Here is a 19,136-nt window from a genome sequence, read left to right on the forward strand (position 1 = left end):
GATGACCGGCAAAACCGCTATCGGCGAGTTCACCGCCGTCGAGTTGCTCGACCTGTATCAACGGCGCCAGCTGTCTCCGCTCGAGGTGGTCGATGACGTGCTGGCACGCATCGACCAGCACAACCCGGCCGTCAACGCCTACTGCCATGTCGATGCCGAAGGCGCCCGCGCCGCCGCCCGCGCCAGCGAACAGCGCTGGCAGCGCGGCGAGCCGTGTGGCCGCCTGGATGGGCTGCCGACCTCGATCAAGGACCTTACCCTGACCCGTGGCATGCCCACCCGCAAGGGCTCGCTGACGTCTTCGGCAGCTGGGCCGTGGGACGTCGACGCACCGTTCAGCGGGTTCATGCGCGAAGCCGGCGCGGTGCTGCTTGGCAAGACCACCACGCCTGAGTTCGGCTGGAAGGGTGTCACCGACAACCCGCTGTATGGCATCACGCGCAACCCGTGGGATACGCGCCTGACTGCCGGCGGCTCATCGGGCGGAGCGGCGGCGGCAGCGGCGCTCAATCTCGGCGTATTGCACCAGGGCAGCGATGCCGGCGGCTCGATCCGCATCCCCTGCGCGTTCACTGGCACCTTCGGCATCAAACCAACTTTTGGTTATGTGCCGCAGTGGCCGGCCAGTGCCATGACCATCCTCTCGCACCTCGGGCCGATGACGCGCACGGTCGACGATGCTGTGCTGATGCTTGACTGTGTGGCCCGCCCCGATCCGCGCGACGGCCTCGCCGGAGCACCGCGCCAGCGACCCTGGCTGGCCGCAGAGCAGGACTTGAGCGGGCTGCGCATCGGCTACAGCGCCGACTTCGGTTACGTCAGCGTCGACCCGCAGATTCAGGCCCTGACCGCTCAGGCAGTGCAGCGCCTGGCGCGATTAGGGGCGCAGGTCGAAGAACTCGACCCAGGTTTTGCCGACCCGCTGGCAACCTTCAATACCTTGTGGTTCGCCGGCGCGGCGCGGCTGGCCAGCCAGTTGACGTCAGCCCAGCGCGAGCTGCTCGATCCGGGCCTGCGCTGGATTGCCGAGCAGGGTGCGACCATCAGTCTCGAGCAGTACACCGCAGCATTGGAAGCTCGGACTGAGCTGGTGGCGCGGATGAACGCCTTCCATCAACGCTACGATGTATTGGTGTCGCCAATGATGCCGCTGGTGGCGTTTGCCGCCGGGCACAACGTGCCGCCAGGGTCGGGATTGGAGCAGTGGATGGAGTGGACGCCGTTCAGCTACCCGTTCAACCTGACCCAACAACCGGCAGCCTCGGTGCCGTGTGGCTTCACCCGCGAAGGGTTGCCGGTGGGCCTACAGGTGGTGGCCGGGCGCTTTGCCGATGAGCAGGTGCTGCGGGTGTGCAAGGTGTACGAGCAGCATTACCCGACTCGCCATCTGCAGGCACCGCTTATCGGCTGAGGGGCGCCAGGGGCTGCTTTGCAGCCCCAAAATCTCAAGCCAGCCGCCCTGCCGGGGCATATGGGGTGGGATCAATGATCGGCTCAACGCCCGTCAGCAAATCTACAAACAGCTGGCACGACGCCGGCGCCAGCACCAGGCCGTTGCGGTAATGCCCGCAGTTCAGCCACAGCCCGGCATGCCCAGGCACCGGGCCGATATACGGCACCCCCTCGGGTGATCCTGGACGCAGACCGGCCCAGTGCGCCACCGGCGTGGCGTCAGCAAGCCCTGGCAACAGCTCAACGGCGGAGGCCTTGAGGCTCTCCAGTGCCTGCTCGGTCGGGGTCTTGTCGTAGCCAGCATGTTCCAGTGTGCTGCCGATCAGGATATGCCCGTCGCGCCGCGGGATGGCATAGCGGCCCTTGGCCAGAACCATGCTCGGCAAAAAGTCTTCGGCGCACTTGTAGAGGATCATCTGGCCCTTGACCGGTTCGACCGGCAAGGTCAGGCCCAGTGTGGCCAACAGGTCACCACTCCAGGCGCCCGCGCTGAGCACCACGTCATCGGCTTCGAGCCGCCCATCGGCCGTGTGCACACCGCTGATGCGGCCATCTTGCTGAGCGAAGCCGGTGATCTGGCAGTGCTCGCGCAGTTCGACATTGGGCAGTGACGCCAGCGCTGCTTTCAACGACTTGACCAGCCGTGGATTGCGCACATTGGCCACTCCAGCCATGAAGATTGCCCGCGTGAAGCCGGCGCCGAGGCCCGGCACGGCGTCATATGCCGCCGAGATATCCACAGCCGTCAACGGCCGCTGCTCGCGCACCGCCCACGCCAGCGCCTCGGCTTCGTCCTCAAGGTCCAGCCAGTACAGGCCGGTGACGTGCACCTCGGGGTCGACGCCGGTGCTGGCGAACAGGCGCTCGCCCAGCTGTGGATAAAACGCCTGTGACCAATGCGCCAACGCCGTGACTGCCGGGCTGTAGCGCCACGGATACAGCGGCGAGACGATGCCGCCACCGGCCCACGACGACTCGCGGCCGACTTCGCCTTGATCACACACCACCACCCGCTCGACCTTCGCCGCCAGGTTGAGCGCGGTCAGCAGGCCGATCACGCCACCACCGACAACCACTACTTGCTTGTTCATCTGTCGATCCAATACCTGAAAAAACCGAGCTACCCCGTCAACCGCTCCAGCAATCCGCAGCGTCCTGGCTGCCCGGGTTGCTGCGCACACCCGCCTGATCGAGCTGATAGTCAGCGCACTGATCCTGCGCCATCAAGCCGGTCGGCAAGCGCTGTGCCTGCAAGCGGAAGCTGGCGTCATCGCGTTGCAGCTGCAGGCGGTAATAGCGGCTGTCGGCGGGCAAGCTCAATTGATGCTGGTCAGTGTCGCTGTACTGGCCGCTGCGCGCATGGTGGCGCTCCAGGCGCAACGCAGCCTCGTGCAGCAGGCCGACCGCTTCGCTGCGGGCGGCGCGGCGCAATTGTTCGTTGTAAGCGGGGTAGGCAATGGCTGCCAGAATGCCGCTGACGGCGACGACAATCAACAACTCGATCAGGCTCAGGCCTTGCTGCATATCATTGCTCCTGCACTCTTTGCCGCCAGAGGATCCTTTGCAGTGCCTGCGACGGGTCGGCGGGCTGCGCGTATACGGCTTCGAGCACATGCCGCGCGCGGGTTCGCTGGCTGACTGCGGTCACTCGATAGAGGGTGGCCTGGGTGCCCACGGGCAGGTGCGCAGCGCGGTCACTTTGGCCAAGGTTCTGCAGGTTGAACCAGCCCTGACCGGCTGCCTGCCAGTCGCCTCCAGCGGCGTTTACGTCATGGGAGTCGGCTGGCGGCGAGCAGAGCTGGCACTCGTTGGGTGGCGCCACGGCAAGCCGCGCTGCGCCCTCCAGCAAGACTGCCTCGGCCTGCTCCAGCGCTTGGCTGCTGGCCAGCAAAAGTCCGGCCATGCGTGTCTGCAGCAATGCTTCGCGCAGGGCGGCGGCGGCGAGCAGACCGAGCAGCAGGCTCAATATGAGAGCGGTCAGCAGCACCATGCCGCGTTGGCGCTTCATTGTTCTGGCAGCCGATTGCGTAGAGCTACGCTGATGGCGTACCGCTGTTCGAGATCGTGCTCTGGGTGGAACAGGCTTAGTTGCAGGTCGACCCGCTGGCCCTGCGCGTTCGTTACCAAGTTAGCGTGCAGGCTGCGCACATTGTCGATCAAAGCCTGCGGCGAGCCTCGGCGCACTACCCGCAGGCTACCATCGCGCAGCTCGTAGGTGATGCGGCTGACCGGCAAGGCCAGGGTCTGCTCGTCACCCTCGTGGGCGTCGGCCCTGACCTGAGCCCAACTGCGGCAATCACTCAACACCGTCCAGTCAGGCCGGCTACCGCTGCCGGGCAACTGCCCCACCAACAGACTCAGTTGTGCGCCGCCCTGGCTGATTTGCACAGGCCTGGCAAAGGCGGCCGCTGCGCTGGGTGAGTCGAAGTCGCTGGCGTGCAAGCGCAAACAGCCGAACACACCGGTCATGCGGATATCCTGCGCGATCCGTTGCAGCGCCAGGCGGGCATCCTCTTGCTGCTGCGCCAGCGCGCCCTGCAAGCGCCAGGCTTGCACCGTAGCGACAAACACCTGGCTCGCTGCGGCCAGCAGCATCAAGCCCAAGGCCAGCGCGAGCAGCCCTTCGAGCAGGCTGAAACCCGCCTGACTGCCGTTCATGGCCAGCCCTGCAGGCTTACACCCTGATGCTCCGGGTCACGCGCATCGGGCCAGTCGACGATGACCTTCAGCGATGACCCTGAACTTTGCACCCAGCCCTCGGCCTGCGCGCCAAGGGCCAGCCTTATCTGCGCCTGCCATTGTCCTGAATCCTCCACTGACCCGCCCGCCCTCGCCTGCTCCAGCAGGCTCTGGGCGAGATAGGTCGCCTGGCTGTGCTGCCGAGCGCTGGCGGTAGCCTGCAATGCCTTGACCTGTAAAGCCGCTGCCGCAAACAGGCCAAGCGCGAGCACCAGCATGCCTAGCACGACCTCGAGCAGCGTTATTCCCTGCTGTCCTTTACGCATCCATGCGCTCCTTGGGAAATTTCCCGCAATGTGCCAGCCAAGTAGCCGACTGGACCTCATGTCCGCCGTGCCTGAAGCTACAGCGAAGCACTTCCAGGGAGGAATGCACGGTGTGGCAACACGGGGCAACACTGATACAAATGATGTTGGCGCTCGCGCTGGTCGCGGTTCTGGCGCAGCTGGCGACGCCGTCCTACACCGCGCTCAGCCAGGACTTGCAACGGGCGGCAGCGGCGCAACAGCTGCTCCAGGCCTTGCGCTCGGCACGTAGCCAGGCCTTGTTGCAGCAGCAGGCCGTGCGGGTCGAACCATTGGAAGCAGGCTGGGGACTGGGTTGGCGCGTGGTGGACGCGGATAGCGGGCTGTTACTGGTTGAGCAACGTTTACCGCAGCGGGTACGGATCGTTGGCAACTTGGCCGACGGTGTGCGCTTCAGCGCACAGGGCGTACCGTTGCGCGGTAGCGGCGGGTTTCACGGCGGGAGTTTGCAGATATGCCCACACGCAGAAGGCGGGCAACCACGCCAGATCGTCCTGGCGCCCAGCGGCAGGGTGCGCCTGCGCACGGACATGGCCGTTGAGCCATTGTGCGCAGGCCCCTGAGGGCTGGCTCAGAGCAGCGAGCGCACCCGCAGTTCCTTGGGCATCGAGAAGGTCACGTTCTCCGGGCGCCCGTCGAGCTCTTCGGCACCGGTTGCGCCCCAGGCCGTGAGCTGCTCAAGCACGCCGCGCACCAGCACTTCAGGTGCCGAAGCACCGGCAGTGACACCCACCCGGCCAATGCCGTCGAACCAGCTTTGCTGCAGGTCCTCGGCGCCGTCGATCAGGTACGCCGGAGTGCCCATACGCTCGGCCAGCTCGCGCAGGCGGTTGGAGTTGGAGCTGTTCGGGCTGCCGACCACCAGCACCACATCGCACTCATCAGCCAATTGCTTGACCGCGTCCTGGCGGTTCTGGGTGGCGTAGCAGATGTCGTCCTTGCGCGGCCCGCCGATGTTGGGGAAGCGCGCGCGCAGGGCGTCGATAACCCGGCTGGTGTCGTCCATCGACAAGGTGGTCTGGGTAACGAAGGCCAGGTGATCAGGGTCGCGCACCTGCAGATTGGCCACATCTTTCTCGTCTTCGACGAGGTAGATTGAGCCACCGTTGCTGGCGTCGTACTGACCCATTGTGCCTTCGACTTCCGGGTGGCCAGCGTGGCCGATCAGGATGCACTCACGGCCATCGCGGCTGTACTTGGCCACCTCGATGTGGACCTTGGTCACCAGCGGGCAGGTGGCGTCGAACACCTTCAGGCCACGGCCTGCGGCTTCCTGGCGCACGGCCTGGGAGACGCCGTGGGCGCTGAAGATGACGATGACGTCGTCCGGCACCTGGTCGAGCTCTTCAACGAAGATCGCCCCGCGGTTGCGCAGGTCTTCGACCACGAACTTGTTGTGCACCACTTCGTGACGCACGTAGATCGGCGGGCCGAACACTTCCAGGGCACGGTTGACGATCTCGATCGCCCGGTCGACCCCCGCACAAAAGCCGCGAGGGTTGGCGAGTTTGATTTGCATGCTCGGCTCCAGGCTTACAGGGCCTTCACCGCGAGGATCTCCACCTCGAAGCTCAGGGTCTTGCCAGCCAATGGGTGGTTGAAGTCGATCGTCACCTGGTGCTCGTCAAAGGCTTTGACCACTCCAGGCAGCTCGGCGTTGGCAGCATCATTGAAGATCACCAGCAGCCCTTCGGACAGCTCCATGTCAGCGAACTGCGAACGCGGCATGATCTGCACGTTCTGCGGGTTCGGCTGACCGAAGGCGTTTTCCGGGGGCACGCTGACGGTGCGTTTGTCGCCGGCCTTGAAGCCGAACAGCGCAGCTTCAAAACCCGGCAGCAGGTTGCCGTCGCCAACCTTGAACACGGCCGGAGCCTTGTCGAAAGTGCTGTCGACGGTGTCGCCGTTTTCCAGGTGCAGGGCGAAGTGCAGAGTGACTTCGCTGTTCTGCCCGATACGGGTCTCAGTCATGCGCAGGCTCCTCGGACTTCTTGCTCTTGAACATATCCAGCGCCAGCATGATAGCGCCAACGGTAATGGCACTGTCGGCAACGTTGAATGCCGGGAAGTAATGCGTATTCTTCCAGTGGACCAGGATGAAATCGACCACATGACCGAGCACGACACGGTCGTACAGGTTGCCCAGCGCGCCGCCGAGTACCAGCGCCAGCGCAACTGCCAGCCAGGTTTCGCTACGGCCAAGGCGTTTGAGCCAGATTACCAGCACCGCGCTGACCACGATCGCGATCAGGGCAAACAGCCAGCGCTGCCAGCCAGCGCCGTCAGCCAGGAAGCTGAACGCAGCGCCGGTGTTGTAGGCCAGGGTCCAGCTGAAGTAGTCAGGGATGACCACGATCTGCTGGTACATGCTCAGGTTGCTGTTGAAGTACAACTTGGTCACCTGGTCGACCACCACGATCAGCAGGCTCAACCACAGCCAGGCGAGGCGCCCGAAGCGCCCCACTGCAGGATTAGGCATAGTGACGCACCTCGCCCGCACCGCTCAGGTTGTCGACGCAACGTGCGCAGATTTCCGGATGCTCGGGATTGGCACCGACATCGGCGCGGAAGTGCCAGCAACGGCCACACTTGGCGTGACCGGACTTGACCACTTTCAGCTTGAGGCCTTCGACTTCGGTGGCCACGGCATCGGCCGGCGCCTGCACGAACGGCACCACGCTCGCAGCCGAGGTGATCAGTACGAAGCGCAGTTCGTCGCCAAGCTTGGCCAGGTCAGCGCTCAGGCTTTCTTCGGCAAACAGGGTCACTTCGGCTTGCAGGTTGCCACCGATGGCCTTGGCCGCACGCTGGTTTTCCAGTTCCTTGTTGACCGCCGCCTTGACCGCCATGATTCGCTCCCAGTAGGCGCGGTCCAGTTCGAAGCCTTCTGGCAGTTCGGTCAGGCCTTGGTACCAGGTGTTGAGCATCACCGACTCGTTGCGCTCGCCTGGCAGGTACTGCCACAGCTCGTCGGCGGTGAACGCCAGGATCGGCGCGATCCAGCGCACCAGCGCTTCGCTGATATGGTACAGCGCGGTCTGGCAGGAACGCCGGGCAACGCTGTTGGCGCCGGTGGTGTACTGGCGGTCCTTGATGATGTCGAGGTAGAACCCGCCCAGCTCCTGCACACAGAAGTTGTGCACCTTGGAGTAGACGTTCCAGAAGCGGTACTCGCTGTAGTGCTCTTCCAGCTCGCGTTGCAGCAGCAGCGCGCGGTCGACGGCCCAGCGGTCCAGCGCAAGCATGTCTTCGGCCGGCAGCAGGTCGCGGGCCGGATCGAAGCCGGACAGGTTCGACAGCAGGAAGCGCGCGGTATTGCGGATGCGGCGGTAGGCGTCGGCGCTACGCTGGAGGATCTGGTCGGAGACGGCCATTTCACCGGAATAGTCGGTGGCCGAAACCCACAGGCGCATGATGTCGGCGCCGAGGGTGTCGTTGACCTTCTGCGGCTCGATGGTGTTACCCAGCGACTTGGACATCTTGCGGCCGTTCTCATCGACGGTGAAGCCGTGGGTGAGCAGCTCGCGGTAAGGCGCATGGTTGTCGATCGCGCAGCCGGTCAGCAGCGACGAGTGGAACCAGCCGCGGTGCTGGTCGGAGCCTTCCAGGTACAGGTCGGCGCGCGGGCCGGTGGCGTGACCGATGTCATGCGAGCCACGCAGTACGTGCCAGTGGGTAGTGCCGGAGTCGAACCAGACATCGAGGGTGTCGGTGATCTTGTCGTACTGGCCGGCTTCGTCACCGAGCAGTTCGGCAGCGTCGAGCTTGAACCAGGCTTCGATGCCCTCTTGTTCGACGCGCTTGGCGACCTCTTCCATCAGCTCGACGGTGCGCGGGTGCAGCTCGCCGCTCTGCTTGTCGAGGAAGAACGGGATCGGCACACCCCAGTTGCGCTGACGCGAGATGCACCAGTCAGGGCGGTTGGCGATCATCGAGTGCAGGCGCGCCTGACCCCAGGCCGGAACGAACTTGGTTTCTTCGATGGCTTTGAGCGCACGCTCGCGCAGGGTGTCGCCGCTGGCTGGCTGGCGGTCCATACCGATGAACCACTGCGCGGTAGCGCGGTAGATCAGCGGGGTCTTGTGGCGCCAGCAATGCATGTAGCTGTGGCTGATGGTTTCGGTGTGCAGCAGCGCACCGACTTCCTGCAGCTTGTCGACGATGGCTGGGTTGGCCTTCCAGATGAACTGGCCGCCAAACAGCTCGAGCGACGGCACGTAGACGCCGTTGCTCTGCACCGGGGTGAGGATTTCGTCGTTGACCATGCCGTAGCGCTTGCAGGTCACGAAGTCGTCTTCGCCGTAGGCAGGTGCCGAGTGGACAACACCGGTACCGGCGCCCAGCTCGACGTATTCAGCCAGGTAAACAGGCGACATACGCTCGTAAAACGGGTGACGGAAGTTGATCAGCTCCAGCGCCGAACCTGGCGCGGTGGCGATGACCGAGCCTTGCAGGTCCCAGCGCTTGAGGCAGGCTTCGACCAGCTCTTCGGCCAGTACCAGCAGACGCTCGCCGGTGTCGACCAGGGCGTAGGTGAACTCCGGGTGGACGTTCAGCGCCTGGTTGGCGGGTATGGTCCACGGCGTGGTGGTCCAGATGACGATGGCGGCAGGCTTGGCCAGCGCGGCCAGGCCAAAGGCGCTGGCCAGCTTGTCGGCGTCGGCGATCGGGAAGGCGACGTCGATGGTCGAGGACTTCTTGTCGGCGTATTCGACTTCGGCTTCAGCCAGGGCCGAGCCGCAATCGAAGCACCAGTTCACAGGCTTGAGGCCCTTGAACACGAAGCCTTGCTTGACGATTTCGGCCAACGCGCGGATTTCGCCCGCTTCGTTGGCGAAGTTCATGGTCTTGTAGGGGTTGTCCCAGTCACCCAGCACACCCAGGCGGATGAACTCGGTCTTCTGCCCTTCGATCTGCTCGGCGGCATAGGCACGGCACAGCTCACGGGTCTGGTCCGGGCTCAGGTGCTTGCCATGGGTGACCTCGACCTTGTGCTCGATCGGCAGGCCGTGGCAGTCCCAACCCGGGACGTATGGCGCGTCGAAACCGGAGAGGGTCTTGGAGCGGACAATCATGTCCTTGAGAATCTTGTTCAGCGCATGACCGATGTGGATCTTGCCGTTGGCGTAGGGCGGGCCATCGTGCAGGACGAACTTGGGACGATCCTTGCCAATTTCGCGAAGCTTCTGGTACAGGCCAATGCTGTCCCAGCGCTGCAGTATCTGCGGTTCGCGCTGGGGCAGGCCGGCCTTCATCGGGAAGGCGGTGTCCGGAAGATTAAGCGTGGCTTTGTAGTCGGTCATTTCAGGCTCTTGGTTAGCGGTTGAGCGTGCCAGTGGGCACGTGCGGCGGCGATGTCCGCGTCGATCGCCGACTTCAGCGCCTCCAGGGAGGCGAATCGCTGCTCTTCGCGCAGCTTTTGGTGGAACTCCACCGTCAGACGCCGGCCATACAGGTCGCCGGCAAAATCAAGAAGATGAATCTCCAGGTGAGGACGACCATCACCAGCAACGGTGGGTCGTACCCCGATATTGGCAACACCCGGCCAGCGCTTGCCGTCGATCTCGGCACTGGTCAGGTAGACCCCGCTGAGTGGGATGCGGCGGCGCTTGAGCTGAATGTTGGCGGTCGGCGTGCCGAGCTGACGGGCCAGCTTCTGGCCGTGCAGGACGCGCCCGGTAATGGTGTACGGGCGGCCCAGCAGGTGTGCGGCCAGGGCAAAGTCAGCATTGGCCAGGGCGGTACGCACCTTGGTGCTGCTGACCCGCAAGCCGTCCTGCACGACCGTGTTGGCGGCCTCGACGGTAAAGCCGTACTTTTTGCCGGCCTCGACCAGAAAATCAAAGTCGCCGGCACGGTCGCAGCCAAAGCGGAAGTCGTCACCGACCTCCAGGTGGCGCACGCCGAGGCCATCGACCACGATCGTCTTGACGAATTCATCGGCGCTGAGCTGGCTCAGGCGCTGGTTGAAGGCCAGGCACAGGACCAGGTCGATGCCTTCGGCGGCCAGCAGCTGCACCTTGTCGCGCAGCCGCGCCAGGCGTGCCGGCGCAGTCTCGGGGGCAAAATACTCGCGCGGCTGTGGCTCGAAGATCACCACGCAGGTGGGCAGGCCTAACTCCCGGGCGCGGTCGCGCAGGCGCGCCAGGATTGCCTGGTGGCCACGGTGAACCCCGTCGAAGTTGCCAATGGTGGCGACACACCCCCGGTGCTCGGGGCGCAGGTTGTGAAGACCTCGAACCAGCTGCATAACGCGCTTCTTGCTCATAAAGTGGTCGATTATAACCACACCCGGGCGCTGGTGACAGGCAGCAGCGCCCTGGGGTGGCGACTAATGTGTAAAACCGACGCCTGGCCGCCTGGCAGCTTAATGCAAGGCATTGCGGGCAAACTGCCGGGGGCGCAAGCCGCAGGCGAACAGGCAACCGAAATAGGTCACGACGCCGGCACCGATCAGGGCACCCAGGCGCAGGAAGCGCTCGAGCATGCCGCCCTCTTCCCAGGCTGGCATGTAATGCATGCCCAGCAGCAACACGGCCGACATCAGGCTGACCGCAAGGATCAGCTTGAACAGGAACCGCGCCCAGCCTGGTTGCGGCTGGAACAGGTCCTGGCGGCGCAGGCGCCAGTACAGCAAGCCGGCGTTGAGGCAGGCGCCGATGCTGATGGCCAGGGCCAGCCCGGCATGGGCCAGCGGGCCGACCAGTACCAGGTTGAGCAGCTGGGTCGAGATCAGGGTGAAGATGGCGATCTTTACCGGCGTGCGGATGTTCTGCTGGGCATAGAAGCCCGGCGCAAGCACCTTGATCAGGATGATCGCCAGCAGGCCGACCGAGTAGGCGATCAAGGCGCGCTGGGTCATGGCCGCGTCGAATGCGCTGAACTTGCCGTACTGGAACAGCGCCACGGTCAACGGCTCGGCCAGAATTGCCAGGGCCAGGGTACATGGCAGTACCAGCAGGAAGCACAGGCGCAGGCCCCAGTCGAGAATCCGCGAGTACTCGTGGCGGTCACGATTGGCGTAGGTCTTTGCCAGGGTCGGCAAGAGGATAGTGCCGAGAGCTACCCCGAGCACGCCTGAGGGCAGCTCCATCAGGCGGTCGGCGTAGTACATCCACGACACCGATCCGGCCACCAGAAAGGAAGCGAAGATGGTGTTGATGATCAGCGAGATCTGGCTGACCGACACGCCGAGAATCGCCGGCAGCATCTGCTTGAGCACCCGCCATACACCGCTGTCGCGCAGGTTCAGGCGCGGCAGCACGAGCATGCCGATCTTCTTCAATGCCGGCAGCTGATACAGCAACTGCGCCAGGCCGCCCGCCAACACACCCCAGGCCAGGGCCATGATCGGCTGCTCGAAGTACGGCGTCAGCAGCAGGGCGAAGGCGATCATCGCCACGTTGAGCAGGGTCGGGGTAAACGCCGGTACCGCAAAGCGGTTCCAGGTATTGAGGATCGCCCCTGCCAGCGATGACAGCGAGATCAGCAATATATAAGGGAAGGTCACCCGCAGCAGGTCGGTGGTCAGAGCGAAGCGCTCGGCGTCGGCGGCGAAGCCCGGCGCCGTGACCCACACGATCCACGGCGCGGCGAAGATGCCCAGCGCAGTAACCAGGGCCAGTACCAGAGTCAGCAAGCCACTGACGTAGGCAATAAAGGTGCGCGTCGCCTCTTCGCCCTGTTGGGTCTTGTACTCGGCCAGGATCGGCACGAAGGCCTGCGAGAATGCGCCCTCAGCGAAGATACGCCGCAGCAGGTTGGGCAGTTTGAAGGCGATGAAGAACGCATCGGTTGCCGCGCCGGCACCGAATACGCGCGCCAGGATGGTGTCGCGGACAAAGCCCAGCACCCGTGAAATCATGGTGATGGAGCTGACTGCAGCCAGGGATTTGAGCAGGTTCATCGAAAAATTTTCACGCTGGGGACGGAGGACGCTACTAAAGCCGCCAAGATGTGCGATACTCCCGCGCCTTCGCAGGGGAGCCAAAATTCCCGAGTTTACAGGTCGCGGCGCAGAAAGGAATATTTCCCTCTCGCGGACCCACCACTCGGCGGAACCTTGCAGGTGGCCTTGACATCTGTCGTATGCATCGGCATGATTCGCGGCCTATTTTGTTTGCTATTTCCCTAAAGTCTTTCAAGGAGCTCGACGGTGGCCAACTCACCTTCCGCCAAGAAACGCGCAAAACAGGCTGAGAAGCGTCGCAGCCACAACGCCAGCCTGCGTTCCATGGTTCGTACCTACATCAAGAATGTAGTTAAAGCCATTGACGCAAAAGACGCCGAAAAAGCGCAAGCCGCTTACACCCTGGCTGTGCCTGTCCTCGACCGTATGGCCGACAAAGGTATCATCCACAAGAACAAGGCTGCTCGCCATAAAGGCCGTCTGAATGGCCACATCAAGGCGCTGAAAGAAACTGCAGCTGCCTAAGCGACGCGCTTGTTAAAAACCGACCCTAGGGTCGGTTTTTTATTGCCTGCGATTTATGCCGTGACGCGGTCCCTGTAGGAGCGGCCTTGTGTCGCGAAAGGGTCGCGCAGCGGCCCCACGATTTAGGCAACGCCGCAGAATTGCTGGGGGCGCTACGCACCCCTTTCGCGACACAAGGCCGCTCCTACAGGTTATGCGGCGCAGCGGATTGCTTACTTGCCCAGCTGGATCTTCGGCGCCCACTGCAGCCACACGTCATCAGGCTTGTCGAACAAGGCAAAGGTCTGCTTCGGTCGTGCCGGGTTACCCATCTGCTCGCCCTCTGGCGTGGCAAAGGCAATGCCACCGTCAATCAGCGTCTCCAGCGACTCGGTACGCACCGTGGCGCCCTTGAACAAGCCCCAGTCGAAGCCAAAGCCGCTGCTGTTCCAGAACCGGCTGCCACCGCGCACCAGCCCGGCATAGCGCGGTTCGATGAGGATGTGGATCAGCACTCGATCAGCGCTCTGTCCCAATTCAAAGCCAGTGACCTTGCCCACCGCCACCTCGCGGTAGGTGACCGGCACGCCCGGCTTGATCGAGCCACGTCGCGGAGCACTCAGGGTAATCGGCAAGCCGATCTCCTGGCCTTTCACCTCTGGCGCCTCGGCCAGAGCGATGAAGTCACGCTGTGAGCCTTGGCTCCTGGCGGCTGGCTGCACCTCGATGTACTGCCCACCGATCAGCGTATCGAGGTTCTCGGTCTTGACCAGCCCCAATGCTGGCTTGACCACCCAGAACTGCGTACCGACACGGGTGATGCGGTCGGCAGCTTCGTTGATGCGCGCACGCAGCAGTACCGCCTGCAGATCGTCGGTCAGATCGGTACTCTCGATACTGCCCACCTCCAAGCCGCGGAAGCGGATCGGCGTGCCCGGCTTGAGGCCATCAGCGCGCTCGACACGGATGGTGATCAGGGTACCGGCGCGATTGGCTGCCTCTTCACTCTCATGCAGACGGAAGCGCGGGATATGACGCTTGAGCGGCACATCCGGCTTCGGCGTATCGAAGGCAATGCCGCCCGCCATCAGGGTCTGCAAAGACTCGCTCTTGACCTTGATCCCGGACAGGCCGCCAGTCAGCGTGATACCACTGGCATTCCAGAAGCGCGTTGAGCCGTTGACCAGGTTGGCGTACTCCTTTTCGATGTGCACACCGATCAGGATGCGTTTGCTGTTGCGGGCAAACTGATAGCTCTGCACGTTGCCGACCTTGACCTGGCGATACATCACCGGGCTGCCGACCTCAAGCGAGCCGAGGCTGTCGGCGAACAGCACCATATGCAGGCCTGGCGACTTCAGATCGAGCGGCGGCGCCTTGGCCCGTGCTTCGAATTCGCGCTGCGGCCGTGCGCCCTTGTCACCTGGACGGATGGCAATGTAGTTACCCTTCACCAGCGCCTCCAGGCCAGTGATGCCCGCCAGGGAAATGGACGGCTTGACCACCCAGAATTGCGTGCCCTCGACCAGATAATCCTCGGCCAGAGGATCAAGGGTCAATTCGGCTGACGCACTGGCCAGGTCGTCTTCGATCTTCAGGGTCTTCAGCGAGCCGATCTGAATGCCTTTGTACAACACTGGCGTACGCCCTGCCTGCAGGCCTTCAAAATCAGTCAGTTTGACCTTGATGCGGATACCCGCCTGGGCAGCGTCAAAGTCTTCATAGAGGCGGAATGGCAGGCTTGGATCAGTCGGCGGACTGTCTTTGCGGTGCTCAGGGGTAGCAAAGGCAATACCGCCGGCAACGATGCTGCTGAGCGACTCACTGCGTACCTTTACCCCGGACAGGTCAGCATCGATGCTGATGCCGCTGGCATTCCAGAAGCGCGTATGTTTGCGCACCAGGCTGGCGTAGGCGGGCTGGATGAACACCTTCACCTCAACGGTGTCCTGATCCTCGGACAGCTTGTAGCTCTTCACCCGACCGACCTGGATCTGCTTGTAGAACACCGGGCTGTCGCGATTGAGCGAGCCGAGTCGATCGGCCTTGAGGGTCAGGTGCAGGCCGGGCTCGGAGTCAGACAGCGGTGGCGCCGAGGCCAGCGCCTTGAAGCTTTTGGTCGGCTCGCCTTTGCCCGGGTCGACGGCAATATAGTTACCCGATACCAGTGTCTCCAGGCCGGAGATGCCCGCCAGGGTAACGCTCGGCTTGACCAGCCAGAAGCGCGTGCCGGTGGTCAGCTGGGTGTCTGCCGCCTTGTTCATCTCGATGGTGGCGATCACCCCGGTGTTGCTGCCGGTGGCATCCAGCTCCAGCTCGGTAACCTTGCCGACTGGCATACCCTTGTAGATCACCTCGGTCTTGTTGGCGACGATCCCTTCACCAGTCTTGAAGCGCACCTGGATTTCCACCCCGGCAGAACGGTAGGCCTGAACGCCCAGCCAGCCGCCGATGATCAACGCGATCAGGGGCAGAATCCAGATGGCCGACCAGTTCGAGGCAGGGCGGGTTTTTGCCGTAGGCACGTCACTCATGGTCGTCATCCGACTCCGTGTTATCCCAGATCAGTCGGGGATCGAAAGTTAAGGCAGCAAACATCGTCAGGATCACCACGCAGGCGAAAGCGATGGCGCCCAGATTAGCTTCGACGCTGGCAATCCGGCCAAAATTGACCACCGCCACCAAAATGGCAATGACAAATATGTCCAGCATCGACCAGCGCCCGATGAATTCGATAAAACGGTACATCCAGATGCGCTGCCGGGCCGACAGCGGCTGATGTCTTTGCACCGAGTACAGCAGCAGGCCGATGCCGACTAATTTGAAGGTCGGCACCAGGATACTGGCAATGAACACCACGGCTGCGATAGGCAGCATGCCGTGGTGCATCAGCGTGATGACCCCGGACATGATCGTGTCGGGGCTGCCCTTGCCCAGCGAGCTGACCGTCATGATCGGCAACAGGTTGGCGGGGATGTACAGGATGAACGCAGTGATCAGCAGTGCCCAGGTGCGCACGATGCTGTTAGGCCGTCGCGGGTGGACGACGGCACCGCAGCGGATACAGGTCTGCCCGGCGTCATCGCCTTCCTGACGGTTCAGCTCGTGGCATTCATTGCACACCAGAATCCCGGCATCAATCGCCCGCATGCAGATCCTCCCCGGACAACGCCACCCAGATCTGATGCGGCGACATCACCACTTCCAACCAGACTTGCACCAGCAGCAGGCTGATGAAGCAGACCAGGCCAATACCGATATTCAGTTGGGCAAGGTCGAGCAGCTTGACCATGGCCACCAGCACGCCCATGAAGTACACCTCGAGCATGCCCCACTCGCGCAGGTGGTGGTACACCCGGTAGATCAGCAAGCCGTAGCTGCGACCGATGTCCAGACGGATGCTCAGCAGCACTGCCAGTTGACACAGCAGCTTGAGCAAGGGGATGGCCATGCTGCAGAGAAACACCACCACGGCGATCAGGTGCATTTGTGAGTTGTACAAGCCAAGCACACCGCTCCAGACGGTATCGTCGGAGGTCTGCCCGAGCAGGTGCAGCTGCATGATCGGCAAGAAGTTGGCGGGGATATAAAGCAGCAGCGCAGCCAGCACCAGCGCCAGGCTGCGATTGACCACGTTATGGCGGTGGGCGTACAGCTCGTAGCCGCAACGTGGGCACAGCGCCTTCTCATTGTGCTGCAGGGGCGGCTTGCGCAGCAGCAGGTCACACTCATGGCAGGCGATGAGATCGTCCAGCGGCAGATTGGCCAGCACTTCGGGGTCGGCAGGGTTGGGCATATGGGCGTCTGAGTGGAAGCGTGGGCTCTATTCTAGTGTTCTGGCTCGCATTGTGGGAGACGCGTGGCCGCCCTGATGCGAGGCATAAGCATACTGGCACTTCGTTATGAGCGCTGGATGGGGTAAAAGTGCCGGGAATGGAAGCTGGAGCGACAATTTTAGGCTGGGCAGCAGCTCTGGATTTTGTGGCTCCCGGAAAAGACAAAACCCCTACCTGCTCGCGCAGATAGGGGTTTTGCGAAATGAATCTTGACGATGACCTACTCTCACATGGGGAGACCCCACACTACCATCGGCGATGCATCGTTTCACTACTGAGTTCGGGATGGGATCAGGTGGTTCCAATGCTCTATTGTCGTCAAGAAATTCTGTAGCCAGAACGTCCAGATGAACGGCCCAGCAAATTCGGATATGTGATGTTTGTGTACGAATCTTCAGCGTTTCGTCTTCACCACCGCAACCTGCATGAGCAAATTGCTTGGGTGTTATATGGTCAAGCCTCACGGGCAATTAGTATTGGTTAGCTCAACGCCTCACAGCGCTTACACACCCAACCTATCAACGTCGTAGTCTTCGACGGCCCTTCAGGGGATTCTAGATCCCAGTGAGATCTCATCTTGAGGCAAGTTTCCCGCTTAGATGCTTTCAGCGGTTATCTCTTCCGAACATAGCTACCCGGCAATGCCACTGGCGTGACAACCGGAACACCAGAGGTTCGTCCACTCCGGTCCTCTCGTACTAGGAGCAGCCCCTCTCAAATCTCAAACGTCCACGGCAGATAGGGACCGAACTGTCTCACGACGTTCTAAACCCAGCTCGCGTACCACTTTAAATGGCGAACAGCCATACCCTTGGGACCGGCTTCAGCCCCAGGATGTGATGAGCCGACATCGAGGTGCCAAACACCGCCGTCGATATGAACTCTTGGGCGGTATCAGCCTGTTATCCCCGGAGTACCTTTTATCCGTTGAGCGATGGCCCTTCCATACAGAACCACCGGATCACTAAGACCTACTTTCGTACCTGCTCGACGTGTGGGTCTCGCAGTCAAGCGCGCTTTTGCCTTTATACTCTACGACCGATTTCCGACCGGTCTGAGCGCACCTTCGTACTCCTCCGTTACTCTTTGGGAGGAGACCGCCCCAGTCAAACTACCCACCATACACTGTCCTCGATCCGGATAACGGACCTGAGTTAGAACCTCAAAGTTGCCAGGGTGGTATTTCAAGAGTGGCTCCATGAGAACTGGCGTCCCCACTTCAAAGCCTCCCACCTATCCTACACAAGCAAATTCAAAGTCCAGTGCAAAGCTATAGTAAAGGTTCACGGGGTCTTTCCGTCTAGCCGCGGATACACTGCATCTTCACAGCGATTTCAATTTCACTGAGTCTCGGGTGGAGACAGCGCCGCCATCGTTACGCCATTCGTGCAGGTCGGAACTTACCCGACAAGGAATTTCGCTACCTTAGGACCGTTATAGTTACGGCCGCCGTTTACCGGGGCTTCGATCAAGAGCTTCGCTTGCGCTAACCCCATCAATTAACCTTCCGGCACCGGGCAGGCGTCACACCCTATACGTCCACTTTCGTGTTTGCAGAGTGCTGTGTTTTTAATAAACAGTCGCAGCGGCCTGGTATCTTCGACCGGCAAAAGCTTACGGGGTAAACCCTTCACCTTCGCCGGCGCACCTTCTCCCGAAGTTACGGTGCCATTTTGCCTAGTTCCTTCACCCGAGTTCTCTCAAGCGCCTTGGTATTCTCTACCTAACCACCTGTGTCGGTTTGGGGTACGGTTCCCGATTGTCTGAAGCTTAGGAGCTTTTCTTGGAAGCATGGCATCAACCACTTCGTCGCCTAAAGGCAACTCGTCATCAGCTCTCGGCCTTGAGATCCCGGATTTGCCTAAGATCTCAGCCTACCACCTTAAACTTGGACTACCAACGCCAAGCTGGCCTAGCCTTCTCCGTCCCTCCATCGCAACAATCGGAAGTACAGGAATATTAACCTGTTTTCCATCGACTACGCTTTTCAGCCTCGCCTTAGGGACCGACTAACCCTGCGTCGATTAACGTTGCGCAGGAAACCTTGGTCTTTCGGCGTGCAAGTTTTTCACTCGCATTGTCGTTACTCATGTCAGCATTCGCACTTCTGATACCTCCAGCAAGCTTCTCAACTCACCTTCACAGGCTTACAGAACGCTCCTCTACCGCATCACCAAAAGGTGATACCCGTAGCTTCGGTGCATGGTTTGAGCCCCGTTACATCTTCCGCGCAGGCCGACTCGACTAGTGAGCTATTACGCTTTCTTTAAAGGGTGGCTGCTTCTAAGCCAACCTCCTAGCTGTCTAAGCCTTCCCACATCGTTTCCCACTTAACCATGACTTTGGGACCTTAGCTGACGGTCTGGGTTGTTTCCCTTTTCACGACGGACG

17 protein-coding genes and 2 rRNA genes (1 of these 19 only partly in view) are annotated in these 19,136 nt (G+C 62.0%); 3 read left to right on the plus strand and 16 right to left on the minus strand.

Annotated elements, in window-relative coordinates; translation table 11 throughout:
* Window position 1: 1 nt before the first annotated feature.
* Window positions 2-1,411 carry an amidase gene (locus HU736_RS14220; protein WP_186701327.1) on the plus strand — a complete coding sequence of 470 codons (1,410 nt, stop codon included), beginning with the start codon at window positions 2-4 and terminating at the stop codon, window positions 1,409-1,411.
* A gap of 34 nt (window positions 1,412-1,445) precedes the next feature.
* Here HU736_RS14220 and thiO read toward each other — a convergent pair whose 3' ends face one another.
* From thiO to pilV, 5 genes are read right to left on the minus strand one after another with little or no spacing between them, the layout of a single operon-like run.
* Window positions 1,446-2,543: a glycine oxidase ThiO gene (thiO, locus tag HU736_RS14225; protein WP_186701326.1), complete on the minus strand. Its 1,098-nt coding sequence runs from the start codon at window positions 2,541-2,543 to the stop codon at window positions 1,446-1,448.
* 37 nt (window positions 2,544-2,580) lie between these two features.
* Complete coding sequence (locus HU736_RS14230) at window positions 2,581-2,976, minus strand: type IV pilin protein (protein WP_103435958.1); 396 nt, start codon at window positions 2,974-2,976, stop codon at window positions 2,581-2,583.
* A gap of 1 nt (window position 2,977) precedes the next feature.
* The gene (locus HU736_RS14235) at window positions 2,978-3,460 is read right to left on the minus strand and encodes a hypothetical protein (protein WP_186701325.1); all 483 of its coding nucleotides are present in this window, start codon (window positions 3,458-3,460) and stop codon (window positions 2,978-2,980) included.
* Window positions 3,457-4,110 (minus strand): PilW family protein, encoded by a 654-nt coding sequence (locus tag HU736_RS14240; protein ID WP_186701324.1) that lies wholly within the window; start codon window positions 4,108-4,110, stop codon window positions 3,457-3,459. Before HU736_RS14240 ends, HU736_RS14235 begins: the two co-directional genes overlap by 4 nt.
* Window positions 4,107-4,457, minus strand: coding sequence for a type IV pilus modification protein PilV (pilV, locus tag HU736_RS14245; RefSeq protein ID WP_186701323.1), 351 nt, complete (start codon window positions 4,455-4,457; stop codon window positions 4,107-4,109). The genes HU736_RS14240 and pilV overlap by 4 nt, the downstream gene beginning before the upstream one ends.
* Before the next feature lie 143 nt (window positions 4,458-4,600).
* On the opposite strand from pilV, the gene HU736_RS14250 reads away from it, so the two are divergent.
* Window positions 4,601-5,059 carry a GspH/FimT family protein gene (locus HU736_RS14250; protein ID WP_225913051.1) on the plus strand — a complete coding sequence of 153 codons (459 nt, stop codon included), beginning with the start codon at window positions 4,601-4,603 and terminating at the stop codon, window positions 5,057-5,059.
* 8 nt (window positions 5,060-5,067) lie between these two features.
* On the opposite strand, the gene ispH is transcribed toward HU736_RS14250, so the two are convergent.
* From ispH to murJ, 6 genes are all read right to left on the minus strand, one after another.
* Complete coding sequence (gene ispH, locus HU736_RS14255) at window positions 5,068-6,015, minus strand: 4-hydroxy-3-methylbut-2-enyl diphosphate reductase (protein ID WP_101316204.1); 948 nt, start codon at window positions 6,013-6,015, stop codon at window positions 5,068-5,070.
* Between the two features lie 14 nt (window positions 6,016-6,029).
* Window positions 6,030-6,467 (minus strand): FKBP-type peptidyl-prolyl cis-trans isomerase, encoded by a 438-nt coding sequence (gene fkpB, locus HU736_RS14260; protein ID WP_103435954.1) that lies wholly within the window; start codon window positions 6,465-6,467, stop codon window positions 6,030-6,032.
* Entirely contained in the window at window positions 6,460-6,975 is a 516-nt protein-coding gene (lspA, locus tag HU736_RS14265) for a signal peptidase II (RefSeq protein WP_186701321.1), read from the minus strand. Before lspA ends, fkpB begins: the two co-directional genes overlap by 8 nt.
* A complete protein-coding gene (gene ileS / locus HU736_RS14270; protein ID WP_186701320.1) occupies window positions 6,968-9,799 on the minus strand; it encodes an isoleucine--tRNA ligase in 2,832 nt (943 codons plus the stop codon). The genes lspA and ileS overlap by 8 nt, the downstream gene beginning before the upstream one ends.
* Window positions 9,796-10,746: a bifunctional riboflavin kinase/FAD synthetase gene (gene ribF / locus HU736_RS14275; RefSeq protein WP_103435951.1), complete on the minus strand. Its 951-nt coding sequence runs from the start codon at window positions 10,744-10,746 to the stop codon at window positions 9,796-9,798. The genes ileS and ribF overlap by 4 nt, the downstream gene beginning before the upstream one ends.
* A 117-nt stretch (window positions 10,747-10,863) precedes the next feature.
* Window positions 10,864-12,402, minus strand: coding sequence for a murein biosynthesis integral membrane protein MurJ (murJ, locus tag HU736_RS14280; RefSeq protein ID WP_186701319.1), 1,539 nt, complete (start codon window positions 12,400-12,402; stop codon window positions 10,864-10,866).
* A 249-nt stretch (window positions 12,403-12,651) separates the two neighbouring features.
* On the opposite strand from murJ, the gene rpsT reads away from it, so the two are divergent.
* Window positions 12,652-12,930, plus strand: a complete 279-nt coding sequence (gene rpsT, locus HU736_RS14285; protein ID WP_101316189.1) for a 30S ribosomal protein S20 — start codon at window positions 12,652-12,654, stop codon at window positions 12,928-12,930.
* 212 nt (window positions 12,931-13,142) lie between these two features.
* Here rpsT and HU736_RS14290 read toward each other — a convergent pair whose 3' ends face one another.
* From HU736_RS14290 to HU736_RS14310, 5 genes are all read right to left on the minus strand, one after another.
* A complete protein-coding gene (locus tag HU736_RS14290) occupies window positions 13,143-15,443 on the minus strand; it encodes a PqiB family protein (protein ID WP_103435949.1) in 2,301 nt (766 codons plus the stop codon).
* Window positions 15,436-16,059 carry a paraquat-inducible protein A gene (locus HU736_RS14295; RefSeq protein ID WP_103435948.1) on the minus strand — a complete coding sequence of 208 codons (624 nt, stop codon included), beginning with the start codon at window positions 16,057-16,059 and terminating at the stop codon, window positions 15,436-15,438. Before HU736_RS14295 ends, HU736_RS14290 begins: the two co-directional genes overlap by 8 nt.
* On the minus strand, window positions 16,046-16,705 hold the full coding sequence (locus HU736_RS14300; RefSeq protein ID WP_103435947.1) for a paraquat-inducible protein A: 660 nt from the start codon (window positions 16,703-16,705) through the stop codon (window positions 16,046-16,048). Before HU736_RS14300 ends, HU736_RS14295 begins: the two co-directional genes overlap by 14 nt.
* A gap of 247 nt (window positions 16,706-16,952) precedes the next feature.
* Window positions 16,953-17,068 (minus strand): 5S ribosomal RNA (rrf, locus tag HU736_RS14305).
* A 126-nt stretch (window positions 17,069-17,194) separates the two neighbouring features.
* Window positions 17,195-19,136 (minus strand): 23S ribosomal RNA (locus HU736_RS14310) (it continues 950 nt past the right edge of the window).

It is taken from the genome of Pseudomonas shirazensis, assembly GCF_014268785.2.
Lineage (GTDB): Bacteria > Pseudomonadota > Gammaproteobacteria > Pseudomonadales > Pseudomonadaceae > Aquipseudomonas > Aquipseudomonas shirazensis.